The sequence below is a fragment of the Acinetobacter johnsonii ANC 3681 genome, from assembly GCF_000368805.1.
In the GTDB taxonomy this organism is placed as follows: Bacteria; Pseudomonadota; Gammaproteobacteria; order Pseudomonadales; family Moraxellaceae; genus Acinetobacter; species Acinetobacter johnsonii.
This window is the reverse complement of the sequence record NZ_KB849705.1, coordinates 41,516-57,540: the sequence shown is the minus strand read 5'-3', so window position 1 is coordinate 57,540 and position 16,025 is coordinate 41,516. Positions and strand designations below refer to the sequence as shown.

Genomic DNA, 16,025 nt, shown 5'->3' with positions numbered 1-16,025 from the left:
CATGCCTAGAGGTTTAAACAATAAAGTTGCATTAATTACGGGTGCGGCACAAGGTATTGGACGCGGTATTGCCTTACGTTTAGCACAAGAAGGTGTTCATATTGGATTGGTCGATCTTCACCAAGAAAAGTTAAATACTGTTCAACAAGAGGTTGAAGCCTTTGGCGTAAAAGCCACCACATTTATTGCGGATATTTCAGATCCAATACAAATCAGTGACGCTATTAATCATGCAGAATCGACACTTAATGGTTTTGATATCATGATTAATAATGCAGGTATTGCACAAGTCAAAGCTTTGGCAGAAGTAACGCCGAGTGAATTTAACCAAATTATGAACATCAATGTCGGTGGTGTACTTTGGGGGATTCAAGCCGCAGCAAATAAATTTAAACAACGCCAACAGGCTGGAAAAATTATTAATGCATGCTCAATAGCAGGTCATGAAGGCTTTGCTTTACTCGGTGTTTATTCGGCAACTAAATTTGCAGTTCGTGCATTGACGCAAGCTGCGGCTAAAGAATATGCCAGTGTTGAAATTACTGTAAATAGTTATTGTCCGGGTGTTGTTGGTACAGACATGTGGGTCGAAATAGATCAGCGGTTCTCTGAAATTACAGGCGCACCAATTGGTCAAACGTATAAAAAATATGTAGATGGTATTGCTTTAGGACGTGCTGAAACACCAGATGACGTGGCTGCATTAGTTGCATTTTTAGTCAGTGAGGATGCAAACTACATTACAGGTCAGTCTATTTTGACAGATGGTGGAATGATTTATCGTTAATATCAATATAAGGAATACAAAATGAAAGCAGCTCGTTTTTATGATCGAGGGGATATTCGGATTGAAGATATCCCTGAACCGAAAGTACTTCCAGGCACAGTTGGAATTCAAGTAGCATGGTGCGGTATTTGCGGTACAGATTTACATGAATTCATGGAAGGTCCTATTTTTATTCCACCTTGCGGTCATCCACATCCAATTTCGGGAGAATCTGCACCTGTAACAATGGGACATGAATTTTCAGGTGTGGTTTATGCAGTTGGTGAGGGTGTAGATGATATCCAAATTGGGCAACATGTCGTAGTTGAGCCCTACATTATTGCTGACGATGTGCCGACTGGCCCGAATGATAAGTATCATTTATCAAAAAATATGAACTTTATTGGCTTAGGCGGACGTGGTGGTGGTCTTTCTGAAAAAATCGCAGTTCAACGACGTTGGGTACATCCTATTTCAAATGATATTCCCTTAGACCAAGCAGCGTTGATAGAACCTTTATCTGTTGGTCATCATGCCTATGTCAGAAGTGGTGCAAAAGCTGGCGATATAGCACTGGTTGGTGGAGCAGGCCCAATAGGCTTACTTTTATCAGCCATTTTAAAGGCCAAAGGTCTCACGGTCATCATTACGGAGTTGAGTGCAAAACGTAAAGAAAAAGCGATAGAAGCGGGTGTTGCAGATTATGTATTAGACCCATCACAGGTTGATGTGGTTGCTGAAGTAATGAAAATTACTGAAGGCCATGGTGTAGATGTCGCTTTTGAATGTAGTAGTGTCAATAAAGTCATGGATACACTCGTTGCAGCAATGAAACCAACTGGCGTAGTCGTTATCGTTTCTATTTGGAGCCATCCTGCCACAATTAATGTACATAGTGTGGTGATGAAAGAGCTAGATATTCGTGGAACGATTGCTTATGTCAATGACCATCAGGAAACCATCCGTTTAGTAGAGCAAGGTAAGATTAATCTAGAACCTTTTATTACCCAACGTATTGCATTAGATGATCTTGTTTCTAAAGGCTTTGAAACGCTGATTCATAATAATGAGTCTGCAGTAAAAATTATTGTTCATCCGTAGTAAAGCCTAATTTTAACGACAAATGTGAATAAGTTAGAAATAAACTCTATGTAGCTATTTCTAATATCTTTAGCAATAGGGAGTGAGTCTGTAAGTACAGATTCATTCTTAAATTTACAGTGTTGAGTGCCAGTATGATTTTGATCATACAGCCTAGTAAAGATAGAAAATAAGTTTTTAAATAAACCATAGGGGTATAGACTAGATTTTTCTAGGAGAGTGGTGTTAGTCCACCACTAATTAAAAGATGCCTACAAAATCAGTGTCTATTCAATAAGTTTAGTTTACTATTTGGTAAAAAATATTATGCTAAGGTTGGGGTATTGAAAGCTACGATTTCTGTTTGGCTTTTTGGCGTAAGGCATACAAATATAAGCTTTCTACTTTTTCACGTGCCCATGGTGTGGTACGTAAAAATCGTAATGATGACTTAACACTTGGATCTATGCAAAAACATCTAATTTCAATTTTACGACTTAAGCCTTCAAAGCCACCGTAGTAATCTAATAATTCATCCAAAATGTCAGCAAGTTTTTTGCCGTGTAGAGGGTCATTGGAGGCGTTCATAATAGATCAACCATATTTTGGGAGACCATCATTATAACCTGAGCTAGTTGAAAAATGAGAGGATTGGAATTTAAACATAATTAACATTGATGTGTGCTGAAATAGCAGGAGACATTCATAAAAGTGCATTTCTACGTTTCGTTTGCTGAGACTTTAGAAACATTAGCTATTGAAAATCCAAAGGTTTATTGTAGTTTTAAATCACCTGAACAACTTATTTCTTCTTAGATAAGTACCGAAGTTGGTATTCTAAAGATCAGGCATAAATAAGATGCTAGTAAAGATTTATGCGTGTAAACCGACATCTGTACAAAACTGGAAGCTATGACAGATCAAAGGGTGTTTTAACCAAGGCTGACTATGTGTACATGCGCGATCTACTGGAGACTGTGCTAGAACAACTGCAAAATTCAGAATTAGACAACGATAAAGAAATAGATCAGCTCAAACAGTTTTTTATAAAGTTAGATCATCACATCGATAGGCTACGCGCGTAGATTTCGGCATAACGTATATTATGTTCATTAGGATACTCAGCAACGTGAATATAATTGTGCAGATTCACGTTGCTGAGCTGTAGCACCAACTGAGGTTGCGTAGGCTACAGTCTTGGATATTCTATTTAACATAATATACATTATACGCAATATAAGTTATTTATAAAAAGCCACACTTGATTATGTAGCTTTTTATAAATAACTTAGATTACATCAAATTCAATTCGACGGTTTTTCTTACGGCCATCTGTAGTTGCATTATCAGCAACAGGTTTGTTCGAGCCCAATCCTTCAACACTTAAACGTTCTGCAGAAATACTTTTATTGATCAAGTAGTTTTTAACAGCTACAGCACGCTCTTTACTTAAAGCCAGATTCTTTGCAGCGTCACCTGAGCTGTCTGTGTGTCCAATAATTTTAACCTTTTTCCCACCAACCTTATTTAGAGCCACCGCCATTTCATCTAAGATCTGAGTCCCACTCGCAGCCAAAACCGCACTGCCAGATTCAAATTCTATAATTCTGTTTTTAAGCGCTTCATCTACAATTTGCTGTTCAGCCTGATTGACAGAAAGCTGTGCATTTAATCGATATGGTGGCGTTACTAGACTTTGGAATAAGTTTGTTGTTGGCTGAACTTCATTTGAACTCGATATTTTTCCATTAAGTTCCATTTGCGTACCACGTACAGAAAGTTTACCTTGATGCACTTTTTTTAACTCTGGAACCACCATATTCACAACAGATTCACTCCAACCATTCGGAGCGCTAACTGCTTTAACCTTTATTTTATCAATCACTTGGTCAGTGCCATAGACACTGTACATCTTGTTTAAAATGATTTGCTTACTGGCCTCATTTGGAACAACACCTTCAACAATAATCGGTTCAGCCCAGACATTCACGCTAAAAACCAACGTTAAAGTCAGCAGCCATTTATTCGACTTAAACCTATGATTTATTTTCATATTTTACTAATCTATAAAAGTTTTTTTAAAAATTTTCACCGCTTGTATTAAGCTCAATTGCCGCTCACACAAAGCTTGCTCCAGCGTTGCCAAACCGGCATTTTGCTCTAAATATGCATCAATCCAATTGGCTTGAACCAATGAAACCCAGTGATCTGAATCTAACTTTTGCGTGAAAATTTCACTTAAGGTCATAATATCTGCCCCTTGAAAGCCAAAAAGCAGTACCGGTTTTTCGCTATGTAAAATCCCTATCAGAAGCTCAGCATTTTGATTTTGAATAAAAAAACTGATTAGATTGACCCAAAAAGCTGCAATTTCATAGCAGTAGCTAGAGTTATTAATAGGTAAAATCAACACTTTAGTTAAGCGACTAGTACCATGTTGAATAACAGGTTGTAACAATAACCCGAGTCCAATCATGCTTTGTGCAAGCTCATAACTGCTCATTCTCAGTAATTGAGCAAATGAATGTATCGTATGGTGTTCATAAAATGCCGAAACTTCACTGTGATTAAAAACCTGTATCTCATTATTTAATTTAGATAATTTATCGAGCACGATATTGGGGTCACGTATCGAACGTACCACACGATTCTTTTGAAATAAGTCGATTAAAGTTTGCTTATAGCGATATGGCGCATAAATAATATTATCAAAACTATTTTCAACCTCTAATAAATGACTCAAAACCATTGGAAATTGACGGCCAGAACTATCGTGACTGGCTATCAAATTTGCCACAAGAAAATTATTTTCTTGTGGATTAGCGATAAAGAAGTCTAATGAAGGTAGATTTTCATACGCTTGACTAAATCCCTCTGATTGCATGGCATGTTCTAATGCCTCAGTAATCCACTGATCAATCAGTTGAATTAAGGCATACTGACCGCGTGTTTTTAAGAAATCACCCCGTGCAGGACATTTTCCATAATATAAAGCTAAGGTACGCAGTTCATCCATCGCAATACTCCTTACAACCTAGCCACTTTCGAGAAATCATAAACGAGACTCCTGTATACCCAGTGTTGGAGCTTTAGGACTTGCAACTGTTACTGAAGGTGTGGTTTGCGCTGCCACCACACGCACCGACTTGTTGGTGACGATTTGGTCGACCAGTTGCATGCCATTGTAACTGCGTTGCCCGCCTACTCCACCATTGGCGTCTCCGCTGATTAAACGGAAATTGACTTTTACTGCAAGCTCTGGATTTTGCTGATTTCTCCAAATCATTTCATAGCTTCCGCCACGTTGCGTTCGCTCAGCACCGTCAATTAAACGATTAATGCCATATTCACCGGGCGCCTCAAAAATCGTATGCGTTTTCCCATCTAAATCAATGGCTGTAATACGTGCGCCTGGAATTGCTCCAGCATTTGGCCATACAAAATTCACCCATTGTTGAATGCCATTTTCATAAAGCATTCTTTGTCCATCAATATCAATGGTATAGGATAAAAACTTAGGATTTTCAATTGGGTAAAATTGAAAATTGGATTGTGCAGTAGTGGCAGGTGCAGATGAAGCTTGATTTAATGCTCCTGTTGCCATGCCATTACTTGGCGCAACATAGCTTTGAAAATTCATTACAAACTGTGGATTTAAGCTAATCCCTAAATCTTTCCATGTCTTAGAGGTCAAGGTATAACCGCGACGAATAACCAGTGGATCAAGATACTCTTTGACATAACGCGCAATACTGCCATTTTCGCCAAGAATCTGGCTAATTTCATTGCTGGTTGCTTGCAATGTCGCTGAAGAATTAAATGGATATTTTTTACTCAGGTTCGTGTTAAAAGGTTGGTAGACTTGCATAACCCACAGCTTATTCATCTCATCTTGTGCTGGGATAATTAAACTTTCAAATGATTGTGTCAGTGGCGACATCAACAGTTTTTGGAGCAGTTTCTGATCAACCTCAGACAAGCCCACAGACATTTTTTCATCAACCAGCTTCTGTGTTGTATTAAAGACAGAATTTTGCTCATTAATGGTCGACTTAACCAAATTCATCGCAGATGGTCCAATATCCCCTGAGCTTTTCAAGTCATTGAATTTACTTCGGACTTGAGCTAAAGATTGCATGTATTCATCAAGCAAAGACTTATTTTGTTGATCATCACGCTTACGCACCAGCTGATAAAACATCTGGAATTCTTTAGAAATCGGGCCTTGCGCTTGATTCATGACTTTAGCATCAAGCTGAGTTTCATCTCGTCTTAATACTTTGCGTTTAAACCAAGCCACAAAACCTGTTTGCGGCGCTGCCAGCTCTGCCATTACGACTGGATTGTCCCAACTGGTTTCTTTCGCAACGCGATCAAAAACACTTCGAATGGGTGAGTTTTCAGGCTCGCCTAAAACTTGAACGAAACTCGCCTGTTGTCCGTAATCCTTAGCTTTTGCATAATGTATCGCACCTAAAAATTTCCGCCATTCCGCAATATATTCTTTTTTATAGAGTTCTGTAAGCTGCTTACGGATTTGATCTGGACTACCACTAAATGATAAGTCATCTGATTGTGTGCTGTTGAGCACCCAGTCTTTGGTATCCGTAGGACGTTTTGCAACTTCATCGATGGCTTGTTCAACATATTCTGACCATGCAGCATGTGTAAACATACCCGGTAATGCATAACTCCCTAAGATTGTATTTTGATTAGCATCGCCAAGCATTTGTTTTATGGTTAATGCTGGATAACGGACAGCCGCACGCATTTTTAATTCATTATAAACACGGTCTCGTGCAGGCATTCCACGAACAACAGACAGAAGAACTTGACGTGTTTGATCCACCACTAAGCTGTCTGAGCTGAGTACAGGAAATTTAGGATCGCTAGCTAAAGTCATGCTATACGACAAAATTTGCTCTGCCTTTTGGATCATTTCTCCGCGCGGCATTTGACCACGATTATTATCCAACCATGAACGCCAGAAACGTGTGACTTGATCACTTAAATGGCTTGCATCCATATATTGAGTATTACCCATCATTAAATAGGCTTTTAAAGCATTGTATGCATCTTGTGGATTTGCATCATTAGGCTCTAAATATTGCTGTGTTTTTGCAACAGGTGTCAGCTCTACATTTGCATGGTTTGTGCGCAATTTTTCTTCATTGCTTTTCACCCGCTGTAGATATTGGGCAATATTTTGTTGTGTTGGAATCAAGACGATTTGCTCAACACCCTTTAAATATTCTGTTTTTAGCTTCTCCTGCAGCTCATCTCCCTGATATAGACCAAAACCCAGCTTTAAAGGACGATCTTCTTCAAATTGGTCCAACTGCTGCATACGTTCCTGTAAAATCAAGAGTGCACTCAGTTGTGTAGACAACTCTTGACCCGATTGCTTTTCAAGTAAAACGACTTTGTCTAAATCGGCTTGTACGTCTGCAATCAATTGTTGATTATTCCGATAAGACCACACCCATAGACTTAAAATGATGGCTACACCAAATAAAGCGGCAACAAAGGCAATATAACGCTGACGCTTTCGGCTAGGGTTAATATGCTGTTTAACGAGGTTCTTGTCTTTCAGAATAATGTCTGAAAATAAACCTTTTAAAAAATAGCCATGGTTTTGCGAAACTGAGCGCGTTGGAATGCCATTTTCATTGTCTAAACCTTTTTGCAATAAAAAGTCTTGAGCAATTTGCTCGGTCATTGGACTTTCAATAATGCCTTCTTGAAGTGCGCTGGTGAAATAAAAGCCACGGAAAACAGGTTTAAATTGATAAGGGTTATCTTCAAATAGTGTGCCAATAAATGTCTTTAACGCAGGCTTTAAGCTTTTAAACTCTAAAGGAAATGTCATGACACTTGGAGAAATATTCTGCGAGTGTCGACGGCTAAGATGTGTAGTACTAACGCCTTTTAAACCGTCATATAAAATGGAATAGTGTTTTTCAAACAGTTCAACAGCATTATTGGCCCCATCGGTTGTATAAGGCAGTGTCGCCCCCCAAACCTGATCAAACTCGCCGACTTCATAGCATTCAAAAAACTCTGTAAAACCTGCAATCAGATCCATTTTAGAGAAGACCAAATAAACCGGAGAGAAAACCTCTAAGCGCTCAGTGAGATCTTGAATCCGTGCACGTAAATTCTTTGCCAGTTTGATCGACTTTTCTGGACTGTTACTGACTAACTCAGCAATACTGACAATCACAATCAAGCCATTGATTGGTGCTTTTGAGCGGTTTTTTTTCAAAATATTTAAAAAACCTAACCATTCAAAATGATCTTCTGCATAAACGGAATAACGACCTGCAGTATCTAATAACACGCCTTCTGTTGAAAAAAACCAGTCGCAATGACGCGTTCCGCTTAATCCAGCAGAAACTGATTTTTGATGGGTTTCTTCAAAAGGGAACTTTAAGCCCGAGTTATAAATGGCCGAACTTTTACCCGCAGCAGGATTACCAATTACCATATACCATGGCAACTCGTAGAGTGCAGCATTGCCCTTTTTATCTCCCAGTTTTGATTTTCGAATCAACTGAATAGATTCTTTCATTTGTTGCTGAATCAAATGAAGTTCATCTTTGTTTTTTTGTTTGCCATATTCCGCATGCGTATCATGTGCAATGGCATCGGCAAGTGCTTCACCTTGTGCTGCATGTCGACGACGTACAATGAGTAGATAAATCCCCCACAGCATCAACCCGAATACATAACAAATCATTAAAGGCCAAAAGATTTTGGCTGGAATGACGTTATACATGGCCATTAGTGCGACAAAACCCGATATGGCAATAATGGCTTTCGGGTTGCTCACATACTGCCAAACATAACCCAAGACGTTATAAAATAAAGAATTCACGATACTCTCTTATTCTTTTTTAATTTAAATGGTTGGTTCTACAGGGATATTACTGTCTTCACACGCATGTAGAAAACAATGTGTAGACAATTGATCAGTGCTATAAATCATCGCCATCAACTCATCAGGCAAATGCATACTCAACATAAATCCAAATACTTTGGCCAAATGCTGCGTATGTCCAAAGCTTTGTTTGGTATGAATGAAGTGATGTGATTCAATTCCACTTCGATCGAAAATTTGGTTAAGTTTTTTCATCGTTTGAATGTCTGTAATATCATCGAGCATCAGCACAAAAGGCTGAATATCTTTAAATTGTTCTAATTGCTTCATCGGTGGGGATGCAAAATAATTGGCAAGATTGGTCTCGTTTAGCGCAATCTTGAGTTGTTTTAAGGGTTTGATATCAAGTAATGGTAAAGAAGATGATGCTAAGAACCAACTAGAGGCATATTCAGCAGGCAAGTAATGGTCGGTTAACCATGTTTTTTCATCGAGCAGTTCTTGGTCAATTTCAGAGTCTACATTCAAGATGAATGTAATTTCCTCTGACTGCTGAGAAATTTGCTCCAATAACAGCATCCAATCTTTATAGGCTGTTTCTTGACAGAAATAATGGTGCTCAAGATGAATTTGCTGCGTAATCACGCCTAATGAACTTAAATAATCCTGTACGACACCACTGCTTTGTTCTTCATTCCAAACATGTAACATCGATTCAGGCAGCAGCATATGTATATTAATACGGTTTAATTTAGCAACCTGCTGCACATCAGGTTGCTCCTCTGTTTCGTTCCTATCATATTCACTCGTAGGATCAATCCATGCTGGATGCATACGATATTCATAGGCCAATTCACTATCATAAAATAAGGCTGATTGCTTTAAATGCTGTGAGATTTGCCACAATGTTTCTGCATGTTGTTCTAGTTGATGCTTGATCAGGGCTTGAATTCGCAGATGGCGCGGAGGATCAACGACTTCATCATCGTCCTGATTTGTAATGACATGGTCTAGTGCATGTATGCGATAAGACAGCATCGGTAAGCCATAGGCATTTTGTAATTGCGTATCGAGCTCTGGGCTTTTAAATTTTTTAATCTCGTCAAGAATCTCGTCATTTTCCCCAAAGGCACTATATGCAGAAGATGAATAAATATTTAGGTTTAACCACTGAATTTCAACAGGTTCAGCCTGTTGGTTCTCATCATCCTGATGCTGCTCTACTTGCGCTTGTTTTTGCTGCTCTTTGCGCTTTTGGTGAGCTTTAATGCCATGATAAATAAATACTGGAGACCATAAAATTACGCACAGAATCAGTGGAAATAGAAGCAAATAATTAAGCAGGTCTGCCCCAGTTGGTTCATACTGAATGTCACGCCAGTAAAAAATGACGATTCCTGCGACAAGCAACAATAAGCTGCTTAAAGTACCAATAAAGAGCTTAAGCATGCCCCATCCCCATCAATGTATAACAGGTTTCGTGATTGTGTTCGGTCTGCATCGGCATTAAAAAAGCGCCTTGTGATAAACCAATGGTCATCGTTGAACTCAGCTGAATCGGTTGAATATCGTCTTTCCTCAGGATGATTCTTAAATCCACCCCAAGCGTTGGACTGAGCCAGCTCGCGAGTAATCGTTTGAGTTTTATACTCTCAGCTTGGTCAGGTAAAAATTTTAAATATTCAGCGTATGAGACGGGGCCAACTTCTATTTCAATTTTTCCATCTATTTGACGAATATTTTCTCCACAAAAGGTATTAATGCCCAATTGGTTAGCATTACCACCAAGTGTGCTTCTATGTTCAGGGGACAAGTGAAAGATCTCTTCCACAAATTCTTTAATTTTAAACGGTTGCTTAAACACACAGCTCAGCATGGTGTTTAGCGCATGTGCTGTATTATTTTGCCCCTGCATTAATCCAGCGAATTCAGCAAAATAATCATCTAAGTCCTGTTGCTCATGTTGAGCACTCACATAACCATTTAGTGCATGCAAAATATCGAGGTAATGGTTTTCTTGCTCAATCTCATAGCGAATCGGTAAATGGTAAGCTAAAGATGCATCCACATATTGCGCCGTGAGCTTGTGATTAAATAAACCTAAAAAATGAAGTGTTTCATTCCGTTGTATACGCGCACTTTGTTTAATCTTATTGGTATAGCTATATGGTAAGGTGCCCTGAATCCCAGTTAAACCAATCATTAAGTTGGTTAAATGAATTTTTTCTTCGTCAAGGGTCAAACTCTCAATTTCTGCATTCGGAAAATTGAGATTCAGTGAACTATGAAACTTAAACTGCTTTGCCCAATCCCCTTCTTTTTTGGCATGTGGAGCTACAGCATGACGTAATAATCGCGTGGCTTGAATAAATTCAAAAGCGTTCGGTTGTTCAACCAGTACATCAACTATAGAAGTGTCTTGCCACCAACGTTCTGCACGCATTGGTATAACTCCTGTTGAGATTGAGCATCTGAAATAACAACATCGACAAAACTGTTCATCTGGACTTTTAGATTAAAGACATGCGACAACAACTGGCTAAAAATATATAAGCTATGTCCTCGAAACACTTTCGAATCAATCCCTAGATTTACTTTCAGCCCTCGTATAAAGAGTGGGAATGGTTTTGCATCCACCATCTTTTGCTTTAATTCAAAATTAACCGACTGAATCGCATTAATAATAAGGTGGTTTTCTTTAAGCTGAGGCAGGTTATAGAGTTCAAGTAATTCCTGAATATGACTTAAAGCATCGCCCTTGGTGAGAGATAAAGTATTTAATGATAAATGCGAAATGATCCGCCATTGCTCTATTTTATTTTGTTCAAAGTAATAGGGTTTATTCGGTCTTTTTAAAACCACAGCTCGCCGTGCCAGACTACTGTCATTCAAATTTAATATATTGTTGGCTTGGCTCAATGCCTCATGGGGTAAATCACGATTGGAGCATAATAATTGCGTACTGATAAAATCAGATTTTGTTGTTTCAGGCGATAAATGTTTTGAAATAATACTATAGCCCGTTTCAACATATTTATGTTGTAGCTGCGCGGAATTCAAACTATAAAAAAACTGAGTCTCATCCTTTTGATAATGACTCATCGCAAAGAATGGATAAATTTCAAGGGTAGTTTGATCTTTATTCGATTTTTCACGAATCATTTGCATTTTAGTAATCGAATAAGTTTGATAAAACTCAGGATGATGAGCATCGGTAATTAAAGGATATTCGAGTTGTTGATGATTAATTTTTTGAGGTTCAGCCTGTTTTTTAAATAAATTGATAACTGGTACTACATATAATTTAAAGTTTGCGATATTCAACTCGGAATAATTTCGAATATTGACCTGATCATTTAAATTTAATTTAAGATGAATCAAAATTTCAAACTGATTTTGCTCTTTTTCTAAATGTTTTAACAAACCTAAGTTCATATTGAGAAAGTTAAATTTTTCAGAAAAACAGAAATATTCCATCAACAGCCGGTATGCATGATGTGTATGTTGATCCAAGGGCAACAGACTTTCAGTTTCAGCAAAACCCATGATACTAAACGGATTTGGGATATCGATGACGCGATGACCAAACTTTAATGAAAAGCCTGTGCTGGATTGGAACACAGCATCCAAAACTTGTAGTGGAAAATTGGATATCGCATCCAAATAAATAGGCAAATTTTCTTTTTCTAAAATTTGATGTGCCTGATTAAAAATATTAAATCCTAAGCTAAGCGTTGCATTTTGATTTAAATGCATATGCGCACTAGGATTCGTTTTAAAATTGAGATGACTCAGTTCAATGGGTAATAACTTTAGTTCTTGTGTGGTGCTAAATTCACACTGTACACCTTTAAAACTTCTTGATTTTATTGCAGTATTTTTAGGAATAAGATGAGCTTCAGTTAATTGTTTACACTTATTTAAGTCTTCAAAACTGACCACAGTACATGCAGGAAATGGTTTGAGGTATTGAGGAAACATCACCTCAAACAAAGACCGGGTAAAGATGTCGTAACTGTCCGCCAGTTTCTTATCAATTCTTGCTGCAATTAAAGAAAAGGACTGAATTAAGCGTTCAATATGCGGATCATCTACTTGCTCTTGGTTTAAGGATAAACGCTGAGCGATTTTTGGGTATTTTTGCGAAAACTCACGGGACTGCTGCCCAAATTCTTGTAATTGTTTTTCGTAGTACGGTAATAATTCTTCAATCACAAATCAGCCCCATTAAGCTCTTGCAGAAATAACATATTGTTGTGTTGTCGGTTTGAGCAAAGCATCAAAAATCACGGGTTCATATAAAGGATGAATATTTAAATAGGCTTGAATACTTAAACACAACGCCCCCATATTCTGTCCATCAAGCAACATTTCGACTTTGATTTGTTTCAGTCTCGGCTCATGTGCAGTAATAGACGCTGCAATCGACTGGCAAATTTTATCGCGATCGGTCGGATTCGCAGTCGATAATCCAACAAAATCAATGATTCCAAACTGAACAATGGACTTTTTCACCAACGGGAAAGCATCAATTGAATCATTAAAATTGGCCATACGACTGTTCAACAAATCTTCTAAGTCGGTCGCGACGGATTCACGTAGCTCCTGAAGAGACATCCCCAATCGGTCCTGTTCAGTGGTCGGTAGTAATCGGTCAAATAGCGTTTTTCTAAACCCATAGGGATAAAGCTGATCTAGATTCATGTTGATTAAAATCATCTCGCATAAATAAAGGCCAACGTTGGTTAGCCTTTATTTTTTAAGTTATTTTTATGCAGCGTATGATGCAGTATTGTTTGATAGAGACCATTTCTTGGTCACAGCACCTTTTTGTGTGCCATTAATATCTTGCTGGTTGTACGTCCATTCCACAGCAGCATATTTCAAACCAAATCCTTCAAGCGGAACACCTTCTTCACTTACTGTTGGTGTAACACTTGAAACCAAAACATGCTTCAATTTAATTTGTAGGTACTTGATGCGTTTATCGCCATTTGCGCGATAAAAATCAATTTGTACTTCATCAAAGGTATAACCCGCTGAACATGCTTCCCAAAGTTTTGGACTGGTTGCATCCAAATCTTTAACAAACAGCATATCAGAATGTTCAACACGTTCCGCCGTATGGCCACCAACACTTGATGATGTTGCAGACTTTGGCTGACGAATATTGTGTGACCAAGAGTTCACCTCTAACCAGCCTTGGTGCTCTGTATCACGCGACTCGCCATCGACCTTATATTTACCTCTGAACTGTACGTATATGTCTTTCATTTGTAATCTTTTCCTATTCTAAAGTTATTATGTGTTGGCACTCAAATTAGTTTGAGGACTGAGGTAACTCAGTAACAAGTCGCAGTGATACTGACAACTCATCCAACTGGAAATGTGGTCTTAAGAAAACCACAGATTTGTAGTGCCCCGGTTGTGCTGGGTTCTCTACAACTTTGACAGATGCTTCACGCAGCGGATATTGCGCTTTCGCCTCTTGTGAAGCCCCGTCATCAAGCAAAATATATTGAGCCAACCACTCATTTAAAAATGTTTCAATGTTTCCAGCCGAAGCAAAACTTCCGACTTTGTCTCGCATCATGGCTTTTAAATAATGTGCAATACGTGAAACGGCCATAATGTACTGAATTTGGCTAGATAAAGCCGAGTTTGCATTGGCAGAATCGCTATTATACTTTTTAGGTTTCTGCGTCGATTGCGCACCAAAAAATGCTGCATAATCCGTGTTTTTACAATGTACTAAAGGAATAAAGCCAAGATCACTGAGCTCTTTTTCACGACGATCGGTGATGGCAATTTCAGTCGGACATTTAAAAACCACTTCACCATCACTGGTTTTAAAGGTATGAACAGGTAAACCTTCAACCAAACCACCACCTTCAACCCCACGAATGGCAGCACACCAACCATGCATATCAAAAGCATTGGTCAAACGCGTGCCAAAAGCATAGGCTGCATTCATCCATAAATATTCATCATGATTTTGCCCAGAGACTTCTTCCACAAAATTAAAACCTTCCGTCGCTGTACCTTCCTTAGGGTGATAAGGCAGACGACCCAATACACGCGGCATTGTTAATGCAACATAGCGCGCATCATCACTTTCTCGGAAAGAACGCCACTGAACATATTCAGCGGTTTCAAAAATTTTAGATACTTCACGCGGACGGTCAATATCCGTAAAGGATTCCAACCCAAGGATGTTGGCATCTGCTGCAGAAATAAAGGGTGCATGTGCAGCTGCAGCAACATGTGAAATTTGTTCCAGCAAATACATGTCTGAAGGTGTACGATCAAACTCAAAATCGCCAATTAATGTGGCATATGGTGCACCACCAAATGACCCATATTCTTCTTCATAGATCTTTTTAAACAATGTACTTTGATCAAAGTCCGTTGCGCCTTGAAAATCCTTGATTAATTCTTTCTTCGTTGTATTCAACATACGAATCTTAATCAATGGATTAGATGGCGTTTCTTGGCAAAAGTAATATAAACCGCGCCATGTCGATTCAATTTTTTGAAATTGTTCATCATGGATAATTTTACTGAGCTGCGTCGAAATGAGCGCATCAATTTCAGCAATACGCTTATCAATCGATAATGTCATATTTTCTGAAACAGTAATCGTCCCCGCCATCACTTCTTTAGCAAGTTCGCCAATTAAACTTTTCGCTCGATCATGCTCTTCTTCATTTCGAGCAATTCGACTACGTTCAACGATTGAATCTAAAAGCGTAAATTCTTCAGTAGTATCTTGAGCAACTGCAGCGGATTGGGCATTATTCATTTTCAGCCTCCACACTCATTTTGCGTACTTGATCTGTATTTTGCAGAACTTGATCAAGTAGATCTTCTAAGCGCTCATTATTCGAAATTTTGTTACGCAAATCAGTTAAACGTTCACGAGCTTCCACTAATTTTCTCAATGGATCCACTTGCTGAACCACATTTTCAGGACGAAAATCTTCCATCGACTTAAACGTCAAATCAACAGACATACGTCCACCTTCTTCAGTCAATGTATTTTCAACTTGATAGGCTGCACGTGGTGCTAAAGACTCCATGACTTCATCAATGTTTTCTAAATCAACATTAATAAATTTTTTGTCTTTGAGCTTGGTTTTTTCTATTTCAGATGCCGCTGAGAAATCACCTAAAACACCAACAACAAATGGTAATTCCTTAATTTCTTTAGCATCACCAACTTCAACATCATAAGTCAGTTGTACCCGAGGTGGTCGAATACGCTGTAACTTTTTTTGGACGCTTTCACGTTTAGCCATA

13 protein-coding genes are annotated in these 16,025 nt (G+C 38.5%); 2 read left to right on the top strand and 11 right to left on the bottom strand.

What is annotated here, in order from left to right; all coding sequences use genetic code 11:
* Nucleotide 1: 1 nt before the first annotated feature.
* Complete coding sequence (locus F946_RS04550; RefSeq protein ID WP_004979601.1) at nt 2–787, top strand: acetoin reductase; 786 nt, start codon at nt 2–4, stop codon at nt 785–787.
* Nucleotides 788–808: 21 nt separating this feature from the next.
* Nucleotides 809–1,867, top strand: coding sequence for a 2,3-butanediol dehydrogenase (locus F946_RS04545; protein WP_004979600.1), 1,059 nt, complete (start codon nt 809–811; stop codon nt 1,865–1,867).
* 330 nt (nt 1,868–2,197) lie between these two features.
* Here F946_RS04545 and F946_RS04540 read toward each other — a convergent pair whose 3' ends face one another.
* The 11 genes from F946_RS04540 to tssB form a co-directional block, all read right to left on the bottom strand.
* Nucleotides 2,198–2,434, bottom strand: coding sequence for a VF530 family protein (locus tag F946_RS04540; protein ID WP_004979599.1), 237 nt, complete (start codon nt 2,432–2,434; stop codon nt 2,198–2,200).
* A gap of 700 nt (nt 2,435–3,134) precedes the next feature.
* Nucleotides 3,135–3,899 (bottom strand): OmpA family protein, encoded by a 765-nt coding sequence (locus tag F946_RS04530; RefSeq protein ID WP_004979597.1) that lies wholly within the window; start codon nt 3,897–3,899, stop codon nt 3,135–3,137.
* A gap of 6 nt (nt 3,900–3,905) precedes the next feature.
* Nucleotides 3,906–4,862 (bottom strand): type VI secretion system-associated protein TagF, encoded by a 957-nt coding sequence (gene tagF, locus F946_RS04525; protein ID WP_004979596.1) that lies wholly within the window; start codon nt 4,860–4,862, stop codon nt 3,906–3,908.
* A gap of 36 nt (nt 4,863–4,898) precedes the next feature.
* Entirely contained in the window at nt 4,899–8,723 is a 3,825-nt protein-coding gene (tssM, locus tag F946_RS04520; RefSeq protein ID WP_004979591.1) for a type VI secretion system membrane subunit TssM, read from the bottom strand.
* Between the two features lie 24 nt (nt 8,724–8,747).
* Entirely contained in the window at nt 8,748–10,175 is a 1,428-nt protein-coding gene (locus F946_RS04515) for a hypothetical protein (RefSeq protein WP_004979588.1), read from the bottom strand.
* Complete coding sequence (gene tssG, locus F946_RS04510) at nt 10,168–11,169, bottom strand: type VI secretion system baseplate subunit TssG (protein WP_004979586.1); 1,002 nt, start codon at nt 11,167–11,169, stop codon at nt 10,168–10,170. Before tssG ends, F946_RS04515 begins: the two co-directional genes overlap by 8 nt.
* Nucleotides 11,133–12,941: a type VI secretion system baseplate subunit TssF gene (tssF, locus tag F946_RS04505; RefSeq protein WP_004979585.1), complete on the bottom strand. Its 1,809-nt coding sequence runs from the start codon at nt 12,939–12,941 to the stop codon at nt 11,133–11,135. The genes tssG and tssF overlap by 37 nt, the downstream gene beginning before the upstream one ends.
* Nucleotides 12,942–12,953: 12 nt before the next feature.
* Entirely contained in the window at nt 12,954–13,430 is a 477-nt protein-coding gene (tssE, locus tag F946_RS04500) for a type VI secretion system baseplate subunit TssE (RefSeq protein ID WP_010326723.1), read from the bottom strand.
* A 66-nt stretch (nt 13,431–13,496) separates the two neighbouring features.
* Nucleotides 13,497–14,000, bottom strand: coding sequence for an Hcp family type VI secretion system effector (locus tag F946_RS04495; protein ID WP_004693082.1), 504 nt, complete (start codon nt 13,998–14,000; stop codon nt 13,497–13,499).
* 46 nt (nt 14,001–14,046) lie between these two features.
* Nucleotides 14,047–15,528, bottom strand: coding sequence for a type VI secretion system contractile sheath large subunit (gene tssC / locus F946_RS04490; RefSeq protein WP_004693079.1), 1,482 nt, complete (start codon nt 15,526–15,528; stop codon nt 14,047–14,049).
* Complete coding sequence (gene tssB / locus F946_RS04485) at nt 15,521–16,024, bottom strand: type VI secretion system contractile sheath small subunit (RefSeq protein WP_004979583.1); 504 nt, start codon at nt 16,022–16,024, stop codon at nt 15,521–15,523. Before tssB ends, tssC begins: the two co-directional genes overlap by 8 nt.
* Nucleotide 16,025 lies beyond the last annotated feature (1 nt).

Coding starts and splice junctions, on each gene's coding strand:
- F946_RS04550 (WP_004979601.1), top strand. CDS start 2: ATGCCTAGAGGTTTAAACAATAAAGTTGCATTAATTACGGGTGCGGCA.
- F946_RS04545 (WP_004979600.1), top strand. CDS start 809: ATGAAAGCAGCTCGTTTTTATGATCGAGGGGATATTCGGATTGAAGAT.
- F946_RS04540 (WP_004979599.1), bottom strand. CDS start 2,434: ATGAACGCCTCCAATGACCCTCTACACGGCAAAAAACTTGCTGACATT.
- F946_RS04530 (WP_004979597.1), bottom strand. CDS start 3,899: ATGAAAATAAATCATAGGTTTAAGTCGAATAAATGGCTGCTGACTTTA.
- tagF (WP_004979596.1), bottom strand. CDS start 4,862: ATGGATGAACTGCGTACCTTAGCTTTATATTATGGAAAATGTCCTGCA.
- F946_RS04515 (WP_004979588.1), bottom strand. CDS start 10,175: ATGCTTAAGCTCTTTATTGGTACTTTAAGCAGCTTATTGTTGCTTGTC.
- tssG (WP_004979586.1), bottom strand. CDS start 11,169: ATGCGTGCAGAACGTTGGTGGCAAGACACTTCTATAGTTGATGTACTG.
- tssE (WP_010326723.1), bottom strand. CDS start 13,430: ATGAATCTAGATCAGCTTTATCCCTATGGGTTTAGAAAAACGCTATTT.
- F946_RS04495 (WP_004693082.1), bottom strand. CDS start 14,000: ATGAAAGACATATACGTACAGTTCAGAGGTAAATATAAGGTCGATGGC.
- tssC (WP_004693079.1), bottom strand. CDS start 15,528: ATGAATAATGCCCAATCCGCTGCAGTTGCTCAAGATACTACTGAAGAA.
- tssB (WP_004979583.1), bottom strand. CDS start 16,024: ATGGCTAAACGTGAAAGCGTCCAAAAAAAGTTACAGCGTATTCGACCA.